General features: G+C 74.3%; 18 protein-coding genes and 2 pseudogenes. 17 read left to right on the top strand and 3 right to left on the bottom strand.

The window, feature by feature from the left end; all coding sequences use genetic code 11:
* The first annotated feature begins 2 nt into the window (after positions 1–2).
* The 6 genes from BJF86_RS02690 (at position 3) to BJF86_RS02665 (ending at position 7170) form a co-directional block, all read left to right on the top strand.
* A complete protein-coding gene (locus BJF86_RS02690) occupies positions 3–1076 on the top strand; it encodes a copper transporter (protein WP_075816856.1) in 1074 nt (357 codons plus the stop codon).
* A 17-nt stretch (positions 1077–1093) separates the two neighbouring features.
* A complete protein-coding gene (locus BJF86_RS02685) occupies positions 1094–1882 on the top strand; it encodes a hypothetical protein (protein ID WP_075816855.1) in 789 nt (262 codons plus the stop codon).
* The gene (locus BJF86_RS02680; protein ID WP_075816854.1) at positions 1879–3528 is read left to right on the top strand and encodes a lipid II flippase MurJ; all 1650 of its coding nucleotides are present in this window, start codon (positions 1879–1881) and stop codon (positions 3526–3528) included. Before BJF86_RS02685 ends, BJF86_RS02680 begins: the two co-directional genes overlap by 4 nt.
* Position 3529: 1 nt before the next feature.
* Complete coding sequence (locus BJF86_RS02675; RefSeq protein WP_075816866.1) at positions 3530–4750, top strand: glycosyltransferase family 4 protein; 1221 nt, start codon at positions 3530–3532, stop codon at positions 4748–4750.
* Positions 4751–4864: 114 nt separating this feature from the next.
* The gene (locus tag BJF86_RS02670; RefSeq protein WP_075816853.1) at positions 4865–6565 is read left to right on the top strand and encodes a CTP synthase; all 1701 of its coding nucleotides are present in this window, start codon (positions 4865–4867) and stop codon (positions 6563–6565) included.
* Positions 6562–7170, top strand: a complete 609-nt coding sequence (locus BJF86_RS02665) for an NUDIX domain-containing protein (RefSeq protein WP_075816852.1) — start codon at positions 6562–6564, stop codon at positions 7168–7170. Before BJF86_RS02670 ends, BJF86_RS02665 begins: the two co-directional genes overlap by 4 nt.
* 35 nt (positions 7171–7205) lie before the next feature.
* Here BJF86_RS02665 and BJF86_RS02660 read toward each other — a convergent pair whose 3' ends face one another.
* The gene (locus tag BJF86_RS02660) at positions 7206–8009 is read right to left on the bottom strand and encodes a hypothetical protein (protein WP_075816851.1); all 804 of its coding nucleotides are present in this window, start codon (positions 8007–8009) and stop codon (positions 7206–7208) included.
* Positions 8010–8363: 354 nt separating this feature from the next.
* Here BJF86_RS02660 and aspS point away from each other — a divergent pair.
* Positions 8364–10195, top strand: a pseudogene (gene aspS / locus BJF86_RS02655) (aspartate--tRNA ligase).
* A 122-nt stretch (positions 10196–10317) separates the two neighbouring features.
* Here aspS and BJF86_RS02650 read toward each other — a convergent pair.
* Entirely contained in the window at positions 10318–11955 is a 1638-nt protein-coding gene (locus BJF86_RS02650; protein ID WP_143553649.1) for an HNH endonuclease, read from the bottom strand.
* A 90-nt stretch (positions 11956–12045) separates the two neighbouring features.
* Between BJF86_RS02650 and BJF86_RS02645 the strand changes: the two genes are divergently transcribed.
* A complete protein-coding gene (locus BJF86_RS02645) occupies positions 12046–12549 on the top strand; it encodes an AAA family ATPase (RefSeq protein WP_083652662.1) in 504 nt (167 codons plus the stop codon).
* Positions 12550–12646: 97 nt separating this feature from the next.
* Here BJF86_RS02645 and BJF86_RS02640 read toward each other — a convergent pair whose 3' ends face one another.
* Positions 12647–13435: a GNAT family N-acetyltransferase gene (locus BJF86_RS02640; protein ID WP_075816849.1), complete on the bottom strand. Its 789-nt coding sequence runs from the start codon at positions 13433–13435 to the stop codon at positions 12647–12649.
* Between the two features lie 18 nt (positions 13436–13453).
* On the opposite strand from BJF86_RS02640, the gene BJF86_RS02635 reads away from it, so the two are divergent.
* The 9 genes and pseudogenes from BJF86_RS02635 to aroB all read left to right on the top strand — a co-directional run bounded on the left by BJF86_RS02635 (position 13454) and on the right by aroB (position 23868).
* Entirely contained in the window at positions 13454–14860 is a 1407-nt protein-coding gene (locus BJF86_RS02635; RefSeq protein WP_075811085.1) for a replication-associated recombination protein A, read from the top strand.
* Between the two features lie 64 nt (positions 14861–14924).
* Positions 14925–17614: pseudogene (gene alaS / locus BJF86_RS02630) on the top strand (alanine--tRNA ligase).
* Complete coding sequence (ruvX, locus tag BJF86_RS02625; RefSeq protein ID WP_075816848.1) at positions 17611–18147, top strand: Holliday junction resolvase RuvX; 537 nt, start codon at positions 17611–17613, stop codon at positions 18145–18147. The pseudogene alaS and the gene ruvX overlap by 4 nt, the downstream one beginning before the upstream one ends.
* Entirely contained in the window at positions 18144–19421 is a 1278-nt protein-coding gene (mltG, locus tag BJF86_RS02620; RefSeq protein ID WP_075816847.1) for an endolytic transglycosylase MltG, read from the top strand. The genes ruvX and mltG overlap by 4 nt, the downstream gene beginning before the upstream one ends.
* Entirely contained in the window at positions 19391–20245 is an 855-nt protein-coding gene (locus BJF86_RS02615; protein ID WP_321166136.1) for a shikimate dehydrogenase, read from the top strand. The genes mltG and BJF86_RS02615 overlap by 31 nt, the downstream gene beginning before the upstream one ends.
* Complete coding sequence (locus tag BJF86_RS02610) at positions 20242–20961, top strand: A24 family peptidase (protein WP_075816846.1); 720 nt, start codon at positions 20242–20244, stop codon at positions 20959–20961. Before BJF86_RS02615 ends, BJF86_RS02610 begins: the two co-directional genes overlap by 4 nt.
* A 59-nt stretch (positions 20962–21020) precedes the next feature.
* Positions 21021–22283, top strand: coding sequence for a chorismate synthase (gene aroC, locus BJF86_RS02605; protein ID WP_075811080.1), 1263 nt, complete (start codon positions 21021–21023; stop codon positions 22281–22283).
* Positions 22280–22789 (top strand): shikimate kinase, encoded by a 510-nt coding sequence (locus BJF86_RS02600; RefSeq protein WP_075811079.1) that lies wholly within the window; start codon positions 22280–22282, stop codon positions 22787–22789. The genes aroC and BJF86_RS02600 overlap by 4 nt, the downstream gene beginning before the upstream one ends.
* Entirely contained in the window at positions 22774–23868 is a 1095-nt protein-coding gene (gene aroB / locus BJF86_RS02595) for a 3-dehydroquinate synthase (protein ID WP_237767390.1), read from the top strand. The genes BJF86_RS02600 and aroB overlap by 16 nt, the downstream gene beginning before the upstream one ends.
* The last annotated feature ends 5 nt before the right edge of the window (positions 23869–23873 follow it).

Here is a 23873-nt window from a genome sequence, read left to right as displayed (position 1 = left end):
ACGTGGTCGACTTCCGTTACCACCTGGTGTCGCTGGTCGCCGTCTTCATCGCGCTGGCGATCGGGATCGTCCTCGGGGCCGGACCGTTGCGCGAGGGGATCTCGGAGCGGCTCGACGACGAGGTGGCCGAGCTGCGCACCGAGCGCACCGAGCTGCGCAGCGAGCTCGACGTGCGGTCTCAGCAGGCCGAGGCCAAGGACGAGGCGGTCGACCTGCTGAGCCCGCGCGGTGTCGCCGGCACCCTCAACGGCACCCGGGTGGCGATGGTGCTCCTGCCCGGGGTGGACCGCAACCACGTCGCCCTGCTCGAGGACCGGGTGACCAACGCGGGCGGCACCCTGGCGCTGCAGGCCGAGGTGGACCCGTCCTTCGAGAGCGGCGACACCGACCCCGAGGTGCTCGGGGAGCTCGGGTCACGGCTGGCGTTGCCGGAGACCGACGACGGGGATGCCGCCGGCCCGGGGACGGTGCTGGCCGCGACCCTGGCGGGTGCCGACGCGCAGGGCGAGGTGGGGGCCTGGCTGGCTGCGGGGGAACGCCTGGAAGACGAGGGCTGGCTGGAGCTCACCTGGCAGGACGACCAGGCGCCGGTGACCGACCGCCGTCCCCCGGAGGTGGTCCTCGTGCTGGGCGGCGGTCTGAGCGCCCAGGAGCTGGACCCCGACGACGACGGGGCCGAGCCCCGGTTGGAGCTGCGCGAGGAGCTCGTGTCCGGTCTGGCCTCGCTCGAGCTGCCGCTCGCCGTCGCCGCGGCCGGGACCGAGTCGGGCGCGCTGGCGCAGGGCGGTGGCCAGGACGGCCTGGTCACCGCGATCCGCGAGGACGGGTCGCTGCGCGACGAGGTGTCCACCGTCGACGACCTCGAGGGAGCCAGCGGGCGGGCCGCGGCCGTGCTCGCCCTCGCCTGGGAGCTGCAGGGGGAGTCCGGGCACTACGGGCTGGGGGAGGGTGCCCAGGCGCCGGTCCCCGCACCGCCGCCGCTCCGGCTCACGTCCGCCCCCGGCGCGGGGCAGGAGCCCCCTGCCACCGAACCCGTGCCGGCGCCGGAGGACCCCGCCGTCACGACCGCCCCGTGACCCCTCCTGCTCGGACGATGCTCTTGGGCGCTCTCGCCGGCCTGACAGCCGCCGCGCTCAGCGCCGCCGTGGTGCGCGCCGACGAGCGGGGTCTGCTCCCCGGCGGCGGCCGCCGATGGCTGCGGCGCAACCACCGCGGGGACGAGGTCACCCTGATCGAGGGGGTGGCACTGTCGGTCGGGGTCGCGGCTCCCCTGGTGGTCCTCGATCCGCCCGTGACAGCCGCCGTCCTACTCGCCGCGGGCGCCGGGGCCCTGGACGACCTGGACGGGCGGACGGACGTCAAGGGCCTGCGCGGCCACCTCGGGGCCCTGCGGCGGGGCGAGGTGACCACGGGGGTCCTGAAGATCGCGGTGCTCGGTGCCGCCGGGACGGTGGCCGCGGCGGCGACCGACCGGCATACCTCGCGCCGGAGCGTGGGTGCGGGCGTCGCGACCGCGGGGCTCGTCGCCGGTGCCGCGAACCTCGCCAACCTCTTCGACCTGCGTCCGGGGCGGGCGCTCAAGGTCGGAGTGCTCGCCGCCGTCCCGCTGGCCCGCCGACCGCCTGCCGCCGCGGTGCTCGGAGCCACGGCGACGCTGCTGCCCGACGACCTGCGTGCCCGCACCATGCTCGGTGACACCGGGGCCAACGCCCTCGGGGCGGCGCTCGGCGCGGCGGCGGCACAGGCTCTGCCTCCCGGTGGTCGGTGGGCGTGCCTGGCCGGCGTGGCCGGCCTGACGCTGCTGAGCGAGCGGGTGAGCTTCACCCGGGTCATCGAGGCGACCCCGGCCCTGCGGGAGCTGGACGCCTGGGGTCGTCGGTGAGCCCGTCCCCGAGCACCCGGCTCGGCGGGCAGGGTCTCGTCGCCGCGGCCGGGCTCGTCGCGGTGGTCACGCTGCTCTCCCGGGTGGTGGGGGTGGCCCGCTGGTTCGCCTTCTCCAGCAGCGTCGGCAGCACCTGCGTCGGCCAGGTCTACACGACCGTCAACCAGATCCCCAACGTCCTCTTCGAGATCGCGGCCGGCGGGGCGCTCGCCGCCGTGGCCGTGCCGCTGGTGGCCCGGCACCTGGACCGCGGTGAGGAGGACCTGGCCGACCGGACGGCCTCGGCGCTGCTGGGCTGGACCGTCGTGGTCCTGCTGCCGGTGGCGCTGCTGGTGGCCCTGGCCGCGGGGCCGCTCGCCGGTGCCCTGCTGGACGCCCCGGGTGGGGCAGCGGCGTGCTCCGCCGAGGAGGCACGGGCTGCCGGCCGGCTGATGCTCCTGCTCTTCGCGCCGCAGGTCCTCCTCTACGGCCTCGGCATCGTGCTCACCGGCGTGCTGCAGGCGCACCGACGCTTCTTCGCGGCCGCCCAGGCCCCGCTGGTGTCGAGCGCGGTGGTCATCGCCACCTACCTCGTCTTCGGTGCCCGCTACGAGGCCCAGATGCCGCTCACCGAGCTGCCGCGCGACGGTCTGGTGCTCCTGGCCCTGGGCACCACGCTCGGAGTCGCGGCGCTGAGCCTGCCGCTGCTCCTGCCCGCCTCCCGGCTCGGGGTCCGGTGGCGACCGACGCTGCGCTTCCCGGCGGGCTCGGGACGGGTCGCCGGCTCGCTGGCAGTCGCCGGGCTGCTCACCGTCGGGGCGCAGCAGGTCTTCACCGTCGTCGTGCTCGTGGTCGGCAACAGCGTCGGGGTCGGGGCCGTCCCGGTGTGGACGTATGCCCAGACCGTCTACCTCCTGCCCTACGCGGTGCTCGTCGTGCCGCTGGCCACCGCGGCCTTCCCCCGCCTGGCGGGAGACCGCGAGCAGGCGCGCGGCACGCTGCGGCGCACCGCGCGGGCCGTCGTGGTGGGCGCGCTCGCCGGCGGCGCGGCGCTGGTGGCCGCACGCGAGGAGGTGGGTGCGGTCTTCCTCGCGCTCGACCGCGGTGCCGACGGGGCGGGGCGTGCGGCCCTGGAGGCGCTGCCCGCCACGCTGGCAGGCCTGGCCCCTGGCCTGCTCGGCTTCGGCCTCGTGGCCCTGCTCACGCGGTCGTTGTATGCCGTCGACCGGCCGTGGTGGGCCGCCGCCGGGACCAGCGGCGGCTGGCTGGCGGCCGCCGCCGGAGGGATCGCGCTCGCCGGGCCGGCCGCCGCTGGGGGTGTCGGCGAGGTCCTGCTGCTGCTGGCGCTGGCGTCGTCGGCCGGGATGCTGGTGTCCGGCGCCGCGCTGCTGGTGCTCACCCGCCGCGCCTGGGGGAGACCGGCCCTCGCCGGGCTGGCGCGCACGAGCGCCGTGGCGCTCGCGGGGGCGGTCCTGGGGGTGGTGCTGGCCGAGCTGCTCCCGGTGCAGACCTTGACGATGGGGGACGCGCTGGCGTGGGGAACGGTGCGAGGCGTGCTGGCGATGGCGGGCGTGGCCGTGGCGGTGGCGCTGCTCGATCGGGAGACCTGGGCCCTCGTGCGCGACGGTGTCCTGGCGCGGCGCGCCGGCTCCCGGGCGGGTGGGTGACGTGCGCATCCTGTTCGCGACCTCGCTCGTCGCCGGCGGCGTCGGCCGCCACGTGCGCCAGCTCGCCGACGGACTCGTCACCGAGGGGCACGACGTGGTCGTGGCCTGCCCGGCGTCCGTCGCTGAGGCCTTCGACATGGGCGGGTCGGGGGCGCGGGTCCTCGAGGTCGAGGTCGGCACGACGCGGCCGGCCCAGGTCCCGTCCGCCCAGCGGGCGCTGCGCCGGGTCCTGCGCGGTGCCGACGTCGCGCATGCCCACGGCGTGCGCGCCGGGGCGGCCCTCGCCCTCGCCGGCCTGGGGCAGCACCGGCACCCGAACCTCCACTCGGCGCCCGAGCGACACCCGCACCTCCACACGGCGCCCGACCGGCACCCGCACCTGCGTCCGCACCCGCCGCTCGTCGTGACCTCGCACAACGCACCACCTCCGGGGCGGGGCGCCGCCGCGGTCTACGAGGTCCTGGAGCGGATCGTCTGCCACCGCGCCGACCTCGTGCTCACCGTGTCCGACGACCTCGCGGACCGGGCACGTCGTCGTGGCGCGCGGGCCGTCTCCGCGGCGGTCGTGCCGTCCGGCGCGGCGGCAGTGGCCGACGACCGGACCCGCCAGGCAGCGGCCGGGTCGCTGCGGGCCGAGCTCGGGCTGGCCGAGGCGGTCCCGCTCGTCCTCACCGCCGGGCGGCTGGCCGAGCAGAAGCGCGTCGAGGCGGTGATCCGGGCGCACCACCGGCTCGTCACCAATACTGCGGCTCCGGCACCTCGGCCGGTGCTCGTGGTCGTCGGCGACGGGCCGCTGGAGACGGCGCTGCGGGCCGAGGCGGCCGCAGGACCGGGCGAGGTGCGCTTCCTGGGCCGGCGCGACGACATGCCCCGGCTGCTGGCCGGCGCCGACGTCGTGGTCTCCGCGGCTCGCTGGGAGGGTCAGCCGCTCGTGCTCCAGGAGGCGCTGGCCGCCGGCGCACCCGTCGTGGCCACCGACGTCGGCGGGACGGCAGCGCTGCTGGACGGCGCGGGCCTGCTGGTCCCGGGGGAGGACGGCGACGACGAGCTCGCCGACCGGCTCGCCGCCGCGGTCGGCAGCCTGCTCGCAGACCCGGCTGCCCGGACCAGGCTGACCGATCGCTCCCGGGAGCGCGCCGCCCGGCTGCCCACGGAGCAGGAGGCGCTGACCGCGGTGCTGCAGGCATACCGACGGGTCGTGGGGAGCACGACGGGGGAGTGACCCGCCACAGGCCCGACCGCCCAGTCGACGGACTGATGGCGCGACCGGAGCGGCGCCACGCCGGGGGTGCACCCCTGCGCCTGGCGTCGGAGCCGTCACGTAGACTGCAAGCCCGTGGCGGAGACGACGACGAAGCACATCTTTGTGACCGGAGGCGTCGCCTCCTCGCTCGGGAAGGGACTGACGGCTTCCAGCCTGGGATTCCTGCTCCGCAGCCGGGGGCTGCGGGTGACGATGCAGAAGCTGGACCCTTACATCAACGTCGACCCGGGCACGATGAACCCGTTCCAGCACGGCGAGGTCTTCGTCACCGAGGACGGCGCCGAGTGCGACCTCGACATCGGCCACTACGAGCGTTTCCTCAACACCGACCTGTGGGGCCGCTCCAACGTCACCACCGGGCAGATCTACAACGACGTCATCGCCAAGGAGCGCCGCGGCGACTACCTCGGGGACACGGTGCAGGTCATCCCGCACATCACCAACGAGATCAAGGCGAGGATGCGCGCCGCCGCCGAGCGGCCCGAGGACGAGCGCCCGGACATCATCATCACCGAGGTCGGAGGCACCGTCGGCGACATCGAGTCGCTGCCCTTCCTCGAGGCCGCGCGCCAGGTGCGGCACGACGTCGGCCGCGGCAACGTGTTCTTCCTGCACGTCTCGCTCGTGCCCTACCTCGCGCCGAGCGGCGAGCTGAAGACCAAGCCCACCCAGCACTCGGTCGCCGCCCTGCGCCAGGTCGGCATCACCCCGGACGCGCTGGTGCTGCGCGCCGACCGGGAGATCCCGGCCGGCATCAAGCGCAAGATCTCGATGATGTGCGACGTCGACTCCGACGCGGTGGCGGCGGCGGTCGACGCCCCGTCGATCTACGACATCCCCAAGGTGCTGCACTCGGAGATGCTCGACGCCTATGTCGTGCGTCACCTGGGCCTGCCCTTCCGGGACGTCGACTGGTCGGCCTGGGACGCGCTGCTGGAGCGGGTGCACGAGCCGGAGCACCGGGTGGAGATCGCGCTGGTCGGCAAGTACGTCGACCTGCCCGACGCCTACCTCTCGGTCACCGAGGCCATGCGGGCCGGCGGCTTCCGGCACGACGCGAAGGTGGACATCCGGTGGGTGGCCTCGGACGAGTGCCGCACCGAGGCCGGGGCTGCCAAGGCGCTCGGCGGGGTCGACGCGATCCTCGTGCCGGGCGGCTTCGGGGTCCGCGGCATCGAGGGCAAGATCGGGGCGTTGCGGTGGGCGCGGGAGCGGCAGGTGCCGACGCTGGGCATCTGCCTGGGGCTGCAGGCGATGGTCATCGAGCACGCCCGGCACGTCGCCGGGATCGAGGGCGCCAGCTCCACCGAGTTCGACCCGGACAGCCCGGCGCCGGTGATCGCCACGATGGAGGAGCAGAAGTCCTTCGTCGAGGGGGCTGGTGACCTGGGCGGCACGATGCGTCTGGGGTCCTACCCCGCGGTGCTCACCGAGGGCTCGGTCGTGGCCGAGGCCTACGGGCAGGTCGAGGTGACCGAGCGGCACCGGCACCGTTATGAGGTCAACAACGGCTATCGCGAGCAGCTCGCCGCGGCGGGCCTGGTCTTCAGCGGGCTGTCCCCGGACGGCACCCTCGTCGAGTTCGTCGAGCTGGACCGCGAGACGCACCCCTACTACGTCGCGACCCAGGCGCACCCGGAGTTCAAGTCGCGGCCCGACCACGCGCACCCGCTCTTCGCCGGGCTCGTGGCCGCAGCGCTCGAGGCGCAGCGCAGCCAGCGGCTCGTCGAGGTCGAGGGTCGGCAGCACCAGCACGAGCTGCCGGGCGCATGACGCTCGACGCGCCGCGGCTCGGCCCGGACGAGCTGCGCGACCGGCCGGGCCGGCGTGCGGTGCGTCGCTCAGAGATCGCCATGAGAGGCGCCGTCTGGAACGTCCACCGCGACGAGGTCGAGCTGGACGACGGCCCCGCGACGCGGGAGTACGTCCACCACACCGGCGCCGTGGCCGTCCTGGCCGTGCGCGAGGACCGGGGCGCGCCGGAGATCTTCGTCATCCGCCAGTACCGCCACCCGATCGGCATTGAGGACTGGGAGATCCCCGCCGGGCTGCTCGACGTCGAGGGCGAGCCGCCGGAGGAGGCAGCGCGGCGTGAGCTCGCCGAGGAGGCGGACCTGCGCGCCGACCATTGGGAGCCGTTGGTGTCCTTCACGCCGTCACCGGGCGGGCTCGACGAGACGATCCACACCTTCGTCGCCACCGGCCTGTCGGACGTGCCGGTGGGGGAGCGGCACGCCCGCGAGGGTGAGGAGGCCGGTATGCCCAGCGGCTGGGTCACCCTCGCCGACGCGGTGCGCGCGGTGCTCGGCGGCCAGGTCCACAACGGGCCGCTCATGCTGTCCGTGCTGGCACTCGCGCGCCGGCTCGAGCGGGGCTGAGCCGGCCGCGGCGGGCGAGCACACCGACGTGGTGCTCAGAGGGGTATGACGGTGGCGCCGAGCAGCCCGGTCAGCAGCTGCCAGCCGATGACGCCGAGCATCCCCCAGAGCAGGAGGAGAAGAAACCCGTAGCCGCCGCCCGAGCGACGCTCCGGTGGCGGGGCGCGGTGGTCGCGCCACCCGCCGAGTTCCCAGATGGCATACGCCACCACCCCGAGCCCGCCCGGCAGGCCGATCAGCCAGAACCAGAACCAGCGGTTCCCGTGCCGGGGGACAGGCCCCGCCACCACGAGTGCCAGCATGCCGCCGGCCAGCACGAGAGAGAGAACGGTGTGAACCCGTTCCGTCCGGCCGAGGTCGAGGTTCACGGTGCCTGCGGGGATCTGGCTCTCGACGAACTCCTGCTGGATCCAGGCCAGCTCCTGCTCCGACCAGGTGCCCCGCATCGTGAGGCTGGGATCCACGTGACCAGGGACGGCGATGCGTGGCCGTCCATCGGCGAGCGTGTAGATCAGCTCGACATCGCTGTCCTGGGAACCGTTGGCATCGACGAGTTCGGACCGCGGGTCTGTCCACCACCCTCCCGTGCCGGAGATGTCCGGCCTCGACTCCACGAGGGCGTAGCTGGTGATCCGACCGTCGGCGACGTCCCGGACCGCCGAGGACTGACCGACGAGCTGCCAGCCGCCCGCGAGGCTCGCGATGACCATCGCGGACCAGAGCCCGACGACGACGAGGCTCAGCAACGGCCTCAGAGGCAGGCGACGGCGACCACCGGACCCCGCAGGGGTGATGCGCGACTCGGCGTCCTCCGCGACCTCACGGGCGTCCCTCGACATCCCGTCACTGTGTCACGACAGGGTGCGGGCGTCCTGTCGAGCTATGGCGGTGCCGCTGGATCCCGTCGCGATGTCGGTCGGCGCGGCCGTAGACTTGCTCCCGTGCCCGGGGCGGCGTGACGACCCGCCGGCCGCGCGCGGACGGTATACCTGTGCCGGTCGCGCGGGACCATCCGCGGCGCCGCGCGTCCGGCGACACCGACGAGAGACGCCACGCGGGTCCCCCGTGCGGCGAAGGTGTGGTGGCACCGCGACCTGGCCCCCGCCCACACCTCCCGGGCTGCCCACAGCGGCATCGCCGGGCGGTGGTCTCCCCCTCCTGCTCCGGCGGTCCGCGCCGAGAGGAGAGAGATCATGCTTCGCACCCACGAGGCCGGCACCCTGCGGCCCGAGCACGTCGGCACCACCGTGACCCTCACCGGCTGGGTCGCCCGACGACGCGACCACGGCGGCGTCGCCTTCATCGACCTGCGCGACGCCAGCGGCGTCGTCCAGGTCGTGGCCCGCGACGAGGTGCTGACCGGCACCGCCCACGACCTGCGCAGCGAGTACTGCGTCCAGGTCACCGGTGAGGTCACCGCCCGGGCCGACAAGGACGTCAACCCCGAGCTCGCCACCGGGGGAGTGGACGTCGTCGCCAGCGAGATCGAGGTGCTGAGCGAGGCCGCCCCGCTGCCCTTCCAGATCGACGAGCGGGTCAGCGTGGGCGAGGAGGCGCGGCTGCGCCACCGCTACCTCGACCTGCGCCGTCCGGGAGCAGGGGCCGCCGGGCAGAACCTCAGGTTGAGGTCGAAGGTCAACGCCGCCGCCCGCAGCCTGCTCGCCGAGCGGGACTTCGTCGAGGTCGAGACCCCGACGCTCACCCGGTCCACCCCCGAGGGCGCGCGCGACTTCCTCGTGCCCGCGCGGCTGCAGCCGGGCAGCTGGTATGCGCTCCCGCAGAGCCCGCAGCTGTTCAAGCAGCTGCTCATGGTCGCCGGGATGGAGCGCTACTACCAGATCGCGCGGTGCTACCGCGACGAGGACTTCCGCGCCGACCGCCAGCCGGAGTTCACCCAGCTCGACGTCGAGATGAGCTTCGTCGAGCAGGACGACGTCATCGAGCTCGGCGAGGCGATCGCCGCCGCCGTGTGGCGCACCATCGGGGTCGAGCTGAGCACGCCCTTCCCGCGGATGACGTATGCCGAGGCCATGCGCCGCTACGGCTCGGACAAGCCGGACCTGCGCTTCGAGGTGGAGCTCACCGAGTGCACCGACTACTTCGCGGACACCTCGTTCCGGGTGTTCCAGGCCGACTACGTCGCGCCGTCGTCATGCCCGGCGGCGGCAGCCAGCCGCGGCGTCAGTTCGACGCCTGGCAGGAGTGGGCCAAGCAGCGCGGCGCCAAGGGCCTGGCCTACGTCACCGTCGGCGAGGACGGCTCGTTGGGCGGACCCGTCGCCAAGAACCTCTCCGACGCCGAGCGCGACGGGCTGGCGGCGTACGTCGGCGCGCGTCCGGGCGACTGCGTCTTCTTCGCCGCCGGGGGCACGAAGTCGTCGCGGGCGCTGCTCGGGGCGGCGCGGCAGGAGATCGCGCAGCGGTGCGACCTCATCGACGAGAGCGCCTGGAGCTTCCTGTGGGTGGTCGACGCGCCGCTCTTCGAGCCCGCCTCCGAGGCCGTGGCCGCGGGTGACGTGGCCGTCGGTGGTGGCGCCTGGACGGCGGTGCACCACGCCTTCACCTCGCCCAAGGCGGAGTTCCTCGACAGGCTGGAGTCCGACCCCGGGTCCGCGCTGGCCTACGCCTACGACCTCGTGTGCAACGGCAACGAGATCGGTGGCGGGTCGATCCGTATCCACCGGCGGGACGTGCAGGAGCGAGTCTTCTCGATCATGGGGCTCTCGGCCGAGCAGGCGGAGGAGAAGTTCGGCTTCCTGCTCGAGGCGTTCAAGTACGGCGCCCCCCCGCACGGTGGCATCGCCTTCGGCTGGGACCGGATCGTGGCGCTGCTGGCCGGCACCGACTCGATCCGCGACGTCATCGCCTTCCCCAAGTCCGGCGGCGGCTTCGACCCGCTGACCGCGGCCCCCGCCCCGATCACGCCCGAGCAGCGCAAGGAGGCGGGCGTGGACGCCCGTCCCGAGCCGAAGGCCGAGGCGGGGTCGGACGCGCAGGCCTCGGCGACCGCCGACGCCACGCAGTAGCGCATTCGAACGGGCATCGGCCTCCTCCGTGGTTCTGGCGGCGGTCGCGGTCGCGCGCTCTTCACCCGCATCGGCCTCCCCGGCACGGTCTACGTGAGTGACCGGGGAGGTCGATGCGGGAGTCAGGCGGCTCCTGTGCCGGCGCCGGGTTGTCGCACCACGGGAGGACCGAGCCCGACCGGCGGTCTGTCGGCTGCAGGGGCGAGCGCCGTCTCGCAGGTGTCAGCGGTCCGAGCGGGACCCCTGGTCGGCGGGCAGCCGACGTCTCGCGCTCCGGGCAGGACCGCGCTTGCCCGCAGGTAGAGCGAGGGCGGCACGGCGGTCTGCCGGGGGCGTTCTCGGCCCTGGTTGCAGCGCTGGCACAGTCCTTGGGCGTTGCCCGGGCTGGTGCGCCCGCCGTCACGGTGCCGGACCCGGTGGTCGATGTGCCGGATCGGAGCCCCGCACCACGGGGTCCGGCAGTAGCGGTCGCGGCTGACCACCAGAGCGCGCTGGGCGGCGCTGAAGAAGCGTCGGCGTGAGTCGCGGGCGAAGACCTCGCCGGTGACCGGGTCGGCGTACAGCCGCCGGACGAAGACGCGCGCCTCGTGGAGGTCGTCCGGATCTGGGGCGGGCCAGGCGCCGGTGGCTGATCCTGTCGCTGGGCGAGGCGGCACCGCCGGACCGTGCGACAGGCCGCAGGCCCAGCGGACACACCGCGCCCCCGCAGGGCACTCGGCAGTGCCTCCGCTGCCCCCGGTGCCGGCCCGGTCCGCAGAGCTGGTCTCACGGGCGGCTGGCGTCTGGGGCTCCGCCTCTGCCGAAGAGCTCGGTCCCCCGTGGGCGGGATCCGCTGTCGAGGCCAGCTCTCCGGTGTCGACAGCGCGGCGAGGCGTCATCAGGTCCCGGGCGCTCTGCGCCGGGACGGGCCCGTAGCCGTCGAGGAAGGCCGCGACGGTGTCGCCCGCCATCAGTGAGGCATCCGTCATGACGAGGCCGAGGTCGATGTCCGGCAGGGCGACGGGGTCGCGCCCGGTGACGTTGGCATAGAGGGTGTCAGCCATGATCTTGCCCTGGCTGCGAGGATCGCCGGAGGCTCGCAGGCCCTCCGCGTGCTTCTTGAGCGCGGCATGCACGGCCACCCCCTGCGCGGCGGGGAGCATCGCGGAGATGACGCACATGACGTCCGGCGCCGGACGCATCGCGACGTAGGCGTCCTCCGCGGCCCGGGCGGCGCGACGCACGTGGGCCTGCGGGTCGAGGTCGTAGACCAGGGCGGTCACGGCGTCGCGGAGCTGCTTGGTGGACAGCCCGCGGAGTCGACCGGCCAGGCGCTCGTCGACGAGGGAGCGGTCCTCGACGGAGAGGCAGGCGGTGGCGCGCGTGACGACCTCGGCCTGGTGCGCGTCGATGACCCCCTCGCGCAGGGCGGCCAGGGTCCGCGGCATCTCCCGGGTGAGGGCGCGCGAGCAGGCGAGCCGGTTCGAGGAGTGTGCGGGGGACACCTTGCCAGCGAGAGCCAGGTCGTCGGCCACGCCGGTGCCGACGCGGGCAGCCGGGACGCCCTCCGCCTCCTGCCGGGCTCGCTGCGAGCGGTCGAACTCGTCGCTCAGCACGGCGTGCGCGGCGGCAGCGGACCGGGTGAGGTCCTCCAGCGCCCGCACGAGCTCCAGTCGCTCCGCGTCGCCGCAGTCCGGCCGTGCCATGGCGAGGCGCCCGGTGAGCGCCCGGATCTCGTCCACCCTCGCCGGCTCCACCTGGCTGCTCGGGCTGCCATCCACGTCCCCCACCCCCTCCGGCGGTCTCTGTTTCCTACCCTCAAGGTATCGAACACAAGTACGATTGTCAAGGGAAGGGGCCGACCCGTCGTCGTGACGGTGGCGATCATGCTCATCGTGGTCCGCGGCAACTCCGGGTCAGGGAAGAGCACGGTGGCGCGTCGGCTCCAGGAGCTACTCGCACCGCCCCCGACGGCGATCCTCCAGCAGGACCACGTCCGGCGGGTCGTCTATCGCGAGCGGACCGGTGAGGGCACGGAGCGCGACGAGATGCCCGAGGTCGCCGCCCGTCATTGCCTCCACCGCGGGCACCACGTCGTGCTCGACGGCATTCTCGATGCCACGACCTACGGGCCGATGCTCCAGCGGTCGGCCACGCTCGCCGGGAACGCCCGGTTCTTCGCCTTCGACCTCACCTTCGAGGAGACGGTGCGCCGGCACGCGACCAGGCCGCAGGCCAGGGAGTTCGGGGTCGAGGCGATGGCCGGATGGCACCACGGCTGGCAGCCGCTGCCTTTCGTCGAGGAGGAGCGCATCACCGCCGAGGAGTCCGTCGACCCGATCGTCACCCGCGTCGTGGGCGTCAGGCACCCCTGAGCAGGGCGAGGTCTCCAGGCCCAAATGTCGAGTGGCCCACTCCGGGGCACGTCAGCGGCCTCTCGGGTCACCGGAGTGGGCCACTGGGCGTCCTGGGTCAGTCGCTCCGGGCGAGCATGCGTGAGTGCCAGGCGCGGGCGGTGCGATAGCCGAGCCGCGCATACAGCCGCCGGGCGGCGTCGTTGTCGCTGAAGACGCCGAGCGTGCAGACGCCGTGCTCGGCCACCGCCCACCGCGTCAGCGCGGCGCTGACGACCCGCGCGAGCCCGGCGCCGCGACGGTCGGTGGCGGTGACGATCCCGGCGAGGTGGGGTATGCCCGTGGCCTCGCGCTCCGCCCCGCCGATCGCCACCAGCGCCCCAGAGCGGTCGCGCAGCCCGACCCACCGGTGCACGCGCCCGGTGCCGATCTCGGTCCAGACCCGCGGGTTGTGGGCACGCGTGAACGACTCCAGCTCGGCCGCGTCAGCCGCGTCGTCCAGGGGTATGACGTCGTGCTCGCGGACGTCGACCTCGGGTGGCTCCTGCGTCCACATCCACTCCCAGTCGCCCCCGCCGCCGAGGTCCAGCACCTCGTGCGCCACGGCCGCGTGCTCCTGCGGCACCGACACCGCCCGTGCGGCCAGCCGCCGCAGGTGACCCCCGTCGCGCAGCTGGGTCAGGGCGCCCCGGACCCGGGAGCCCTCCCGAGGGTCGGCATCGGCATCAGGCATACCCGAGGACAGCGGCGCGACCCAGAAGCCGGGCCGCTCGCCGAGCCGCTGCACCAGCGCCACGTCCTCGTGCACCCACACCTCACCCAGGAGCGGGTCCGGCAACGCCCAGCGCACCCACGGGTCGCCTCCGGAGAGCGCCAGCAGGTCGGCGTGCCGGGTCAGTCGGTCCACGGCGTTAGCCTGACATCCGTGTCCGACCTGTTCACCTCCGCCCAGAGCGACGCGACCGCAGGGGCCGCGGCCGGGGACGCCGGCGGGGCGCTCCTCGCCCCGCTCGCGGTGCGGATGCGGCCTCGCACGCTGGAGGAGGTCGTCGGTCAGCGGGAGGCGCTGCGGCCCGGTTCACCGCTGCGGCGGCTCATCGAGGGTGGTGGGGGAGCGGCCGGGCCGCTCTCGGCGATCCTGTGGGGCCCACCGGGGACGGGCAAGACCACCTTGGCGCATCTCGTCGCGCACGCCGCCGACCGCACCTTCGTCGAGCTCTCGGCGGTGACCGCCGGGGTCAAGGACGTCCGCGCCGTCATGGACCAGGCGGTCCGCGAGCGCTCGCTGCACGGCCGGCAGACGGTCCTCTTCCTCGACGAGATCCACCGCTTCACCAAGGCCCAGCAGGACGCGCTGCTGCCCGGTGTGGAGAACCGCACCGTCATCCTCGTCGCCGCCACCACGGAGAACCCGTCCTTCTCGATCATCGCCCCGCTGCTGTCCCGCTCGGTGCTCGTCACCCTGACCTCGCTCGACGACGACGACGTGCGCGGCGTCGTCGCCCGCGCGCTGACCGACGAGCGCGGCCTGGCCGGGGCGCACACCCTGGGCGAGGAGGCGACCGAGCACGTGGTCCGGATGGCCGGCGGCGACGCCCGCCGGGCGCTGACCACGCTGGAGGCGGCCGCCGGGGTCGCCGCGGACGAGCGGGCCGCCGGGCGCGAGGACGAGGTCACCGAGATCACGCTCGCCCAGGTCGAGCAGGCGATGGCCCAGGCCGCGGTGCGCTACGACCGGGCCGGCGACCAGCACTACGACGTCGCCAGCGCCTTCATCAAGTCGATGCGCGGCTCCGACGTCGACGCGGCGCTGCACTACCTCGCCCGCCAGCTGGAGGCCGGCGAGGACCCCCGGTTCATCGCCCGCCGCATCGTCATCGCGGCCAGCGAGGACGTCGGCATGGCCGACCCGACGGCGCTGCAGACCGCGGTCGCCGCGCTGCACGCCGTCGCCCAGATCGGTATGCCGGAGGCCCGGATCATCCTCGCGCAGGCGGTCGTGCACAACGCCGTGGCGCCGAAGTCCAACGCCGCCTACGCCGCGGTCAACGCCGCGATCGCCGACGTCCGGGCCGGCAAGGGCGGCCCGGTCCCGCCGCATCTGCGGGGCACGGGGTATGCCGGGGCCACGCGGCTCGGTCACGGCGAGGGCTACCGCTACACCCACGACGAGCCCGCCGGGGTGGGGGAGCAGCAGTTCCTCCCCGATGACCTCGCTGCGGCCGACGCCGACTACTACCGGCCCACCAACCGGGGCTGGGAGGAGCGCCTGGGCCCGCGCTGGGCCGAGCTGCGCCGGGTCATCCGCGGGCGCCTCCGCGGCGGGGAGTGAGGGCATACCGGGTGGCGCCGGTGATCTAGAGTGGATCAGTCCCGATCCGCCTCGTGAGGAGACCATGGAAACCGCCGAGATCCGCCGCCGCTGGCTGTCGTTCTTCGAGAGCAAGGGCCACGCGGTGGTGCCCAGCGCCTCGTTGGTCAGCCAGGACCCGACGCTGCTGTTCACGGTCGCCGGGATGGTCCCCTTCATCCCCTACCTCACCGGTCAGCAGACCCCGCCGTGGGACCGTGCGACGAGCGTGCAGAAGTGCGTGCGCACCCTCGACATCGAGGAGGTCGGCAAGACCACCCGGCACGGCACGTTCTTCCAGATGAACGGCAACTTCTCCTTCGGCGACTACTTCAAGGAGGGGGCGATCTCCTACGCCTGGGAGTTCGTCACCGGGTCGCAGCACGAGGGCTGCCTGGGCTTCGACCCCGAGTCCATCTGGGTCACCGTGCTCAGGGGTGACGACGAGGCGCGCGAGCTCTGGGAGCGCGTCGCCGGCCTGCCGCCGGAGCGGATCCAGGAGCGGGGGCTGGAGGACAACTACTGGCACACCGGCGTCCCCGGGCCGGGCGGCCCGTGCAGCGAGATCTACGTCGACCGCGGCCCGGAGTTCGGGCCTGACGGCGGCCCGGTCGTCGACGAGGACCGTTTCCTGGAGATCTGGAACCTCGTCTTCATGCAGGAGGAGCTCACCGAGGTGCGCTCCAAGACCGACTTCGACGTCGCCGGAGAGCTGCCGAGCAAGAACATCGACACCGGGATGGGCCTGGAGCGGGTCGCCTACCTGCTGCAGGGCGTGGACAACCTCTACGAGATCGACGAGGTCTACCCGGTCATCGAGCGCGCCGAGGAGCTCGCCGGCCGGACCTACGGCGAGGACCACGAGGACGACGTGCGCTTCCGCGTCGTCGCCGACCACGTGCGCTCCGGGCTCATGCTCATGGGCGACGGCGTGGTGCCGGGCAACGAGGGCCGGGGGTACGTCCTGCGCCGCCTGCTGCGCCGCGCGGTGCGCTCGATGCGGCTGCTCGGGGTCGAGGAGCCCGCGCTGCCGCACCTGCTGCCGGTGAGCAAGGACGTCATGAAGGCGTCCTACCCCGAGCTCGAGGAGCAGTGGGGTCGGATCAGCGAGGTCGCGTATGCCGAGGAGGAGGCCTTCCGCCGCACCCTCGCCAGCGGCACGAGCATCCTCGACGGTGCGGTCGCCCGGGCGAAGGAGGCGGGCTCGACCCGGCTCGCCGGCTCCGAGCGTTCGCGCTGCACGACACCTACGGCTTCCCCATCGACCTCACCCTGGAGATGGCCTCCGAGCAGGGGCTGAGCGTCGACGAGGACGGCTTCCGCACGCTCATGACCGAGCAGCGGGAGCGGGCCAAGGCCGACGCCAAGGCGAAGAAGACCGGCAGGGGCGGAGCGGGCGCATACCGCGGGCTGGCCGACCGGCTGGGCGCGGCGACCGAGTTCACCGGCTACGAGCAGATGGCGGGCGAGGACCGCGTGCTCGGGCTCCTCGCCGGTGGGCAGGAGGTCGAGCGGACCCGGGTCGGGGGTGACGCGGCCGAGCACGGTGCCGAGCTGGAGATCGTGCTCGGCAGCACCCCCTTCTACGCCGAGGCCGGCGGTCAGCTGGCCGACCACGGCACCATCCGGCTCGGCGGCGGCGGACTCTTCGAGGTCACCGACGTGCAGCGCCCGGTGCCCGGGCTCGTCGTGCACCGGGGTCGCCTCGTCGAGGGCGAGGTCGCGGTGGGCGAGGGTGCGCACAGCGAGATCGACGTCGTGCGCCGCGCCTCGGTGTCGCGCGCGCACACGGCCACGCACATCGTGCACAAGGTGCTGCGCGAGACGCTCGGCGACAACGCCACGCAGGCCGGCTCGGAGAACGCGCCGGGCCGGCTGCGCTTCGACTTCCGCTCGACCCGGGGGCTGGACGCCGCCGAGCTGGCCGCGGTCGAGGCGCGGATCAACGAGCGCCTCATGGAGGACCTGCAGGTTAGTGCTGCCGAGATGAGCTTCACCGAGGCCCGGGAGATGGGCGCGATGGCGCTCTTCGGGGAGCGCTACCCCGACCTCGTGCGCGTCGTCTCCGTGGGCGGCCCGTGGAGCCTGGAGCTGTGCGGCGGCACCCACGTCCCTGGCAGCGCCCAGCTGTCCCTGGTCAAGATCATGGGCGAGTCCTCGATCGGGTCCGGCATCCGTCGCGTGGAGGCCCTCGTCGGCGCGGACGCCTACACCCAGCTGGCGCGGGAGAACATCATCGTCAACCAGCTCACCGACACCCTCAAGGTGCGTCCGGACGAGCTCTCCGACCGGGTCGCCCAGCTGGTGTCGCGGCTCAAGGACGCGGAGAAGGAGATCGCCCAGGCCAGGGCCTCCCAGGTGCTGTCCTCGGCGGCCGGGCTCGTGGACCAGGCGCGCGACGTCGACGGCACCACCTTCCTGGGGCACGACCTGGGTGAGGGCGTCGGCGCGGACGACCTGCGCCGCCTCGTCACCGACCTGCGGACCCGGTTGGGTCAGGACCGGCCCTCGGTCGTGGCCCTCACCGGCGTCCAGTCGGGCCGCCCGGTCGTGGTCATCGCCACCAACGAGGCGGCGCGGGAGCGCGGCACCACGGCCGGCGCGCTGGTCAAGGTCGGTGCCGGTGCGCTCGGGGGCGGCGGTGGCGGCAAGGACGACCTCGCGCAGGGTGGCGGCCAGGACGCTGCCGCCACCGGCACCGCGCTCCGCGCGGTCGAGGACGCGTTGCGCGGGTGAGCGATCCGCACGGGGCGTCGCCGGAGGGGCCGGCCGGCGTCTTGCTGGGGATCGACGTCGGCGAGGCCCGGGTGGGCCTGGCCGCCTCCGACGCGCTCGGGCTGCTCGCCCACCCCGTCGACACGCTGCGGCGGGACCACGAGGGAAGCACCGACCTGGACCGCGTCGCGGACGAGGTCCACGAGCGGGCTGCCGTGACGGTCGTCGTCGGGCTCCCGCGGTCCCTCGACGGCCAGGAGCGGGTGGCCGCCGCCCGGGCGCGGGAGTACGCTGAGCGGCTGCAACGGCGCCTGGAGGTGCCGGTCCGCCTGTGGGACGAGCGTCTGACCACGGTCGACGCGCACCGGGCGCTGCACAGCAGCGGCGTCCGGGGCCGTGACCAGCGTGGCGTCGTCGATCAGGCGGCCGCGGTGCTTATCCTCCAGGGAGCCCTGGACGCTCGCCGAGCCGGCCGCCCCGTCGGCTCGTCCCTGAAGGCGAGGAAGCCACGGGGCCGACGGTCTCGCGACCCTGACGCGAAGGACGCCACATGAGCCAGCCGCCCGGCGGGCGCGACGCGCACGACGAACCCGGCGACGAGCACCTCGGCGCGGGTTGGGCCGACGAGCACGACGCGGCGCCCTTCGGCGACGACGTGCTCGGGTTGCGCGGCGCTCGGCACCACGACGAGTCCCTCGCCGACCACGTGCTCTCGCCCGAGGAGCACGAGGAGCTGATGTCCCGGCCACGCCGTCGGCGCCGCAACCCGGTGCTCAAGGGTCTGGCGCTCGCCCTCGCGGCCGTGGTCGTGGTGGTGGCGGCGGTCTACTCCTTCGGGTCCCTGCGCTCGATGCTGCCCGACCTGTCCGCGGGCGAGTCCATCGACACCACGGACTACGAGGGCGAGGGCAGCGGCGAGGTGATGGTCGAGATCCCGCAGGGCGCGGCTGGTGGGCAGATCGCCCAGATCCTCACCGACGAGGGGGTCGTGGGCTCGGTCTCCGCGTTCTCCACCGCCCTGCAGGCCGAGCCGGACGCCGCGGCGATCCAGCCTGGGACCTACCGCATGGCCAACGAGATGAGCTCGGAGGCGGCGCTGGCACGGCTGCTCGACCCTGCGTTCCGCGAGCGCAACGGCGTGACGATCCGCGAGGGTCTCTGGGTCGCCGAGACCTTCGAGCTGCTGGCCGAGGGCACCGACCACGAGGTGGCCGACTACGAGTCCGTCGACCCGGCGGACCTGGACCTGCCCGCCGCCGCGGAGGGCGAGCTCGAGGGCTTCCTCTACCCCAGCACCTACGAGTTCGGACCGGACAGCACGCCGCAGGAGCAGCTGCAGACGATGATCGACCAGGGGCAGCAGGTCTACTCCGACATCGGCATACCGGAGGAGGACCTGCGCGAGGTCGTCATCAAGGCGAGCATCGTGCAGGGCGAGGGGCAGTTCGCCGAGGACCTGCCCAAGATCGCCCGGGTCATGGAGAACCGCATCGAGGGCAACTCCGAGACCGACGGCTTCCTGCAGATGGACTCCACCATCCACTTCATCTTCCAGGAGCGCGGGCGCGCCGGGACCACCGAGGAGCAGCGCGCGGACGACAGCCCCTACAACACCTACCGCCACCCGGGTCTGCCTCCGGGGCCGATCAACTCGCCCGGCGAGGACGCGCTGCGCGCCGCCTCCGAGCCCGAGCCCGGCGACTGGGTCTACTTCGTCACCGTCAACCCCTCGACCGGTGAGACGAAGTTCGCCGAGACCTACGACGAGCACCTCGTCAACCAGGATGAGTTCCTCCAGTGGTGCGAGGACAACCCGGACCAGTGCTGAGGCGCGCCGGCGTCGTGGGCTCACCCGTCGCCCACTCGTTGTCCCCGGTGCTGCACCGGGCCGCGTATGCCGAGCTCGGGCTCCGCGGCTGGTCCTACGACCGGGCCGAGGTCGGCTCCGGTGGGCTCGCGCGGCACGTCGCCGGCCTGGGGCCGGACTGGGTCGGGCTCTCGGTGACGATGCCCGGCAAAGAGGAGGCGCTCGCGCTGGCCGATGTCGCGGGCGAGGAGGCGGTGGCCGTCGGGGCCGCCAACACCCTGGTGCGGGGCGAGGCCGGCTGGTCGGCCCACAACACCGACGTCCACGGGCTCACCGCGGCGCTGCACGAGGCGGGGGTCGGACGGGCGGGGCGTGCCGTGGTGGTCGGCGGCGGGGCCACGGCCCGGTCGGTCGTGGTCGCCCTGCACGCCCTCGGCGTGGACCGGCTGACCTGCTGCGTGCGGGACGACCTGCGACCGGCGACCCGCGAGCTGACCGAGCGGATCGGGATGGTGACGACCGTGCGTCTCCTGGCCGAGGGCATACCCCTGGGCGGCGTGGACGTGGTCGTCAGCACCCTGCCTGGTGGTGCTCCCGCCCCACCCGTCGTCGGGACGACGGGGCGGCTGCCGGTCGTGATGGACGTGAGCTACGACCCCTGGCCGAGCGCCCTCGGGACGGCGGTGCTGTCGGCGACGGGCGGTAGGGTCCAGGTCGTGAGGGGAACGCGGATGCTGCTGCACCAGGCGGTGCGCCAGGTCGAGCTGATGACGGGGCGGCCGGGGCCGACCGCCGCGATGGACCGGGCGCTCAGCCGACACCTCGCCGCCGAGGCGACCTCGTGACCGACCTGGTGCTGCCCTCGGTGGTCGCGGTCGTGGTCGCGGTCCTGGGGCTCCCGGTCGCGCGCTGGCTGGAGCGGACGACCTACCGCAAGCCGGACGAGGTCGACGAACCCTCGCCGGGACGCCGCTGGTGGGTCCCCGTGGCCCTCGGCCTGTCGTCCGCGGCCCTCCTGCACCGGGTGTGGCAGGTGCCCGACGAGGCCGTGCCCGGGTGGCCGGTGGCGCTCGTCCTGAGCCTGACGCTGCTGCCGGTCGTGCTCTCCTGCGTCTGCCTGGCGGCGATGGACCTCGACGTCCACCGGCTCCCGGACCGGATCATGTGGCCGACGATGGGGCTGCTGGGGGTCGGGCTGCCGGTGGCCGCCCTCGTCGGAGGGGGCGTCGACCCGCTGCTGCGGGCGCTGCTGGCCGGTGTAGGTGCCGGCGCGTTCTACCTGCTCATCGCGCTGCTCTCGCTGGCGCGCGGGTCCCTCGCCCTCGGGCTGGGCGACGTCAAACTCGCCGTGGTGCTGGGTGCCGGGCTGGGCTGGTTCGGGTGGCCTGAGGCGGTCCTGGGGATCTATGCCGGTTTCCTGGTCGGCGGTCTGTTCGCCCTCGGCCTGCTCGTGGGGCGCAAGGTCAGCTGGAAGGGCGAGTTCGCCTACGGTCCGGCGATGATGCTCGGCGCGCTCCTGGGGCTGCTCGTCGGCCAGGGCATGCTCGTCGGGCTGGCCTGAGCAGCCCGCCCGCGGTGGTGACCGCCAGGGTGGGGTGACCTGCGTGGGAGGATGACGCCATGCTGCGTTGGTTGACCGCCGGTGAGTCCCACGGCCCCGCCCTGACCGCCGTCCTGGAGGGTCTGCCCGCGGGCGTGACGGTGGAGCGGGAGGCCGTGGAGGGCGCCCTCGCCCGCCGCCGGCTCGGCTACGGCCGGGGCGCCCGGATGAGCTTCGAGGCCGACCGGCTGCACTTCCTCGGCGGGATGCGGCACGGGCTGTCGCTGGGGTCGCCGCTGGCACTGCAGATCGAGAACACCGAGTGGCACAAGTGGCAGGCGGTCATGGGGCCCGAGCCGGTGCCGGCGCAGGACCTGCAGGGGGCCGACGACGTCGGCGCCCCGCAGGAGCTGGCCCGCAACCGGCCGCTCACCCGGCCGCGGCCCGGCCACGCCGACCTGGTGGGCATGACGAAGTACGGCTTCGAGGAGGCCCGGCCGGTCCTCGAGCGGGCCTCGGCCCGCGAGACGGCGGCCAGGGTGGCGCTCGGCGCGGTCGCCGCCGCCTTCCTCGAGCAGGCCACCGGCATACGCCTGGTCTCGCACACCGTGAGCATCGGGCGCGCCGGCGTCCCCGGTATCGAGGACGACGCGCCGGACCCGGCGAGCCTGCCCGGCGCCGACGACGTGGACCGCGTCGACGCCGACCCGGTCCGGACCCTCGACCCCGAGCTGTCCGCCGCCATGGTCGCCGAGGTCGACGCCGCCAAGAAGGCGGGCGACACGCTCGGCGGGGTGGTCGAGGTGCTGGCCTACGGGGTGCCGCCCGGTCTCGGCTCGCACGTGCACTGGGACCGCCGGCTCGACTCGCGGCTGGCGGGGGCGCTCATGGGCATCCAGGCGATCAAGGGGGTCGAGGTCGGCGAGGGCTTCCGCACGGCGGCCCGTCGCGGCAGCCAGGCGCACGACGAGATCGACCGCGACGAGCACGGGCTGATCCGGCGCTCGACCCTGCGCAGCGGCGGCACTGAGGGCGGCATGAGCACCGGCGAGGTGCTGCGCGTCCGGGCGGCGATGAAGCCCATCTCCACCGTGCCGCGCGCGCTGCGGACCGTCGACACCGCCACCGGTGAGGCGGGCACCGCGATCCACCAGCGCTCCGACGTCTGCGCCGTCCCGGCCGCCGGCGTCGTGGCCGAGGCCATGGTCGCCCTCGTGCTGGCCGACGCCGTCCTCGAGAAGTTCGGCGGCGACTCGGTGCCGGAGGTCGCGCGCAACCACGCGGCCTACCTCGCGGCGGTGGCCGAGCACCAGCGCACGCCCGCGACGGAGGGGGACCGGTGAGCCGTCCCGTCGTCGTCCTCGTCGGACCTCCCGGAGCGGGCAAGACCACCGTCGGCCAGGTCCTCGCGGACCGGCTGGAGGTGACGTTGCACGACTCTGACGCCGCGATCGAGGCCGCGCAGGGGCGCTCCATCAGCGACATCTTCGTCGAGGACGGCGAGCCGGCCTTCCGCGAGATGGAGCGCGCCGAGGTGCTGCGGGCCCTGGACGGTCACGAGGGCGTGCTCGCGCTCGGCGGCGGCGCGGTGATGCAGCCGGACGTGGCCGAGGCGCTCACGGGCGGGCACGTCGTGGTCTTCCTCGACGTCGGCATCGCGGACGCCTCGAAGCGGGTCGGGTTCGACGCCTCGCGGCCGCTGCTCCTGGTGAACCCGCGCGCCGCCTGGACCCGGCTCATGAACGCCCGGCGCGAGACCTACGAGAGCGTGAGCGGCCTGCGGGTCGACACCGCCGGTCGCACCCCGGAGGAGATCGCCGACGAGGTGGGCGCGTGGCTGAGCCGCTGAGCCGCACCATCCCGGTCGGCGGGGAGCAGCCGTATGCCGTGCACGTCGGCCCCGACGCCGTGCAGCGGCTGGCGGTCCACGCCGGTCCGGAGCCGGGTAGGCAGGTGCTGGTCGTGCACCAGCGGGGACGAGAGGAGCTCGCGCAGGAGGCCGCCGAGGTGCTGGTCGCCGCGGGCGCGCGCCCGCGGCTCGCGCCGGTCCCGGACGCGGAGGCGGCCAAGGCCACGGGCGTCCTCGTCGACCTGTGGGACGTCCTGGGCGAGGCCGGCTTCACCCGCTCCGACCTCGTCGTCGGCATCGGCGGGGGAGCCACGACGGACCTCGCCGGCTTCGTCGCGGCGACCTGGCTGCGCGGGGTCGAGGCGGTGCAGCTGCCCACCTCGCTGCTGGCCGTCGTCGACGCGGCCGTCGGCGGCAAGACCGGCATCAACACGGCAGCGGGCAAGAACCTCGTCGGTGCCTTCCACCCGCCCGTCGAGGTGCTGTGCGACCCGGCCTGGTTGACCACCCAGGACCGGGCCGACTACGTGTCAGGCCTGGCCGAGGTCGTCAAGTGCGGTTTCATCGCCGACCCGGTCATCCTCGACCTCGTCGAGGCGGACCCGACGGGTGCCGGCGACCCGCTCGCCGACCCCGACCGCACGCTGGAGCTCATCGCCCGGGCCGTGCAGGTCAAGGCGGACGTCGTCGCAGCCGACCTCACCGAGTCCTCGCTGCGGGAGATCCTCAACTACGGCCACACCTTCGGCCACGCCGTCGAGCAGGTGGAGGACTACCGCTGGCGGCACGGCGACGCCGTCGCCGTGGGGATGGTCTACGTCGCCGAGCTGGCCCACCGGGCCGGGGTGATGCCGGCGGCGCTCCTGGACCGGCACCGGCGGGTGCTGGAGTCCGTCGGCCTGCCCACGGCATACCTCCCGGGGCGCTGGGAGCAGCTGCGGGCGGCCATGGGCCGCGACAAGAAGTCGCGCGGGGCCACGCTGCGCTTCGTGGCGCTCGAGGGCCTCGCGCGTCCCACGCGGCTCGTCGCTCCCCCCGAGGAGGACCTCGTCGCGGCGTATGCCGCGGTCTGCGGCTGACCGGG

The sequence above is a fragment of the Serinicoccus sp. CNJ-927 genome (assembly GCF_001942435.1).
Lineage (GTDB): Bacteria > Actinomycetota > Actinomycetes > Actinomycetales > Dermatophilaceae > Ornithinicoccus > Ornithinicoccus marinus.
The sequence above is the reverse complement of the archived record's forward strand: the minus strand, read 5'-3'. Positions and strand labels throughout refer to the sequence as shown.

Bases quoted from the DNA above. Each gene is read 5' to 3' on its own strand.
- BJF86_RS02685 (WP_075816855.1), top strand. From the start codon at position 1,094: ATGCTCTTGGGCGCTCTCGCCGGCCTGACAGCCGCCGCGCTCAGCGCC.
- BJF86_RS02665 (WP_075816852.1), top strand. From the start codon at position 6,562: ATGACGCTCGACGCGCCGCGGCTCGGCCCGGACGAGCTGCGCGACCGG.
- BJF86_RS02660 (WP_075816851.1), bottom strand. From the start codon at position 8,009: ATGTCGAGGGACGCCCGTGAGGTCGCGGAGGACGCCGAGTCGCGCATC.
- mltG (WP_075816847.1), top strand. From the start codon at position 18,144: ATGAGCCAGCCGCCCGGCGGGCGCGACGCGCACGACGAACCCGGCGAC.
- aroC (WP_075811080.1), top strand. From the start codon at position 21,021: ATGCTGCGTTGGTTGACCGCCGGTGAGTCCCACGGCCCCGCCCTGACC.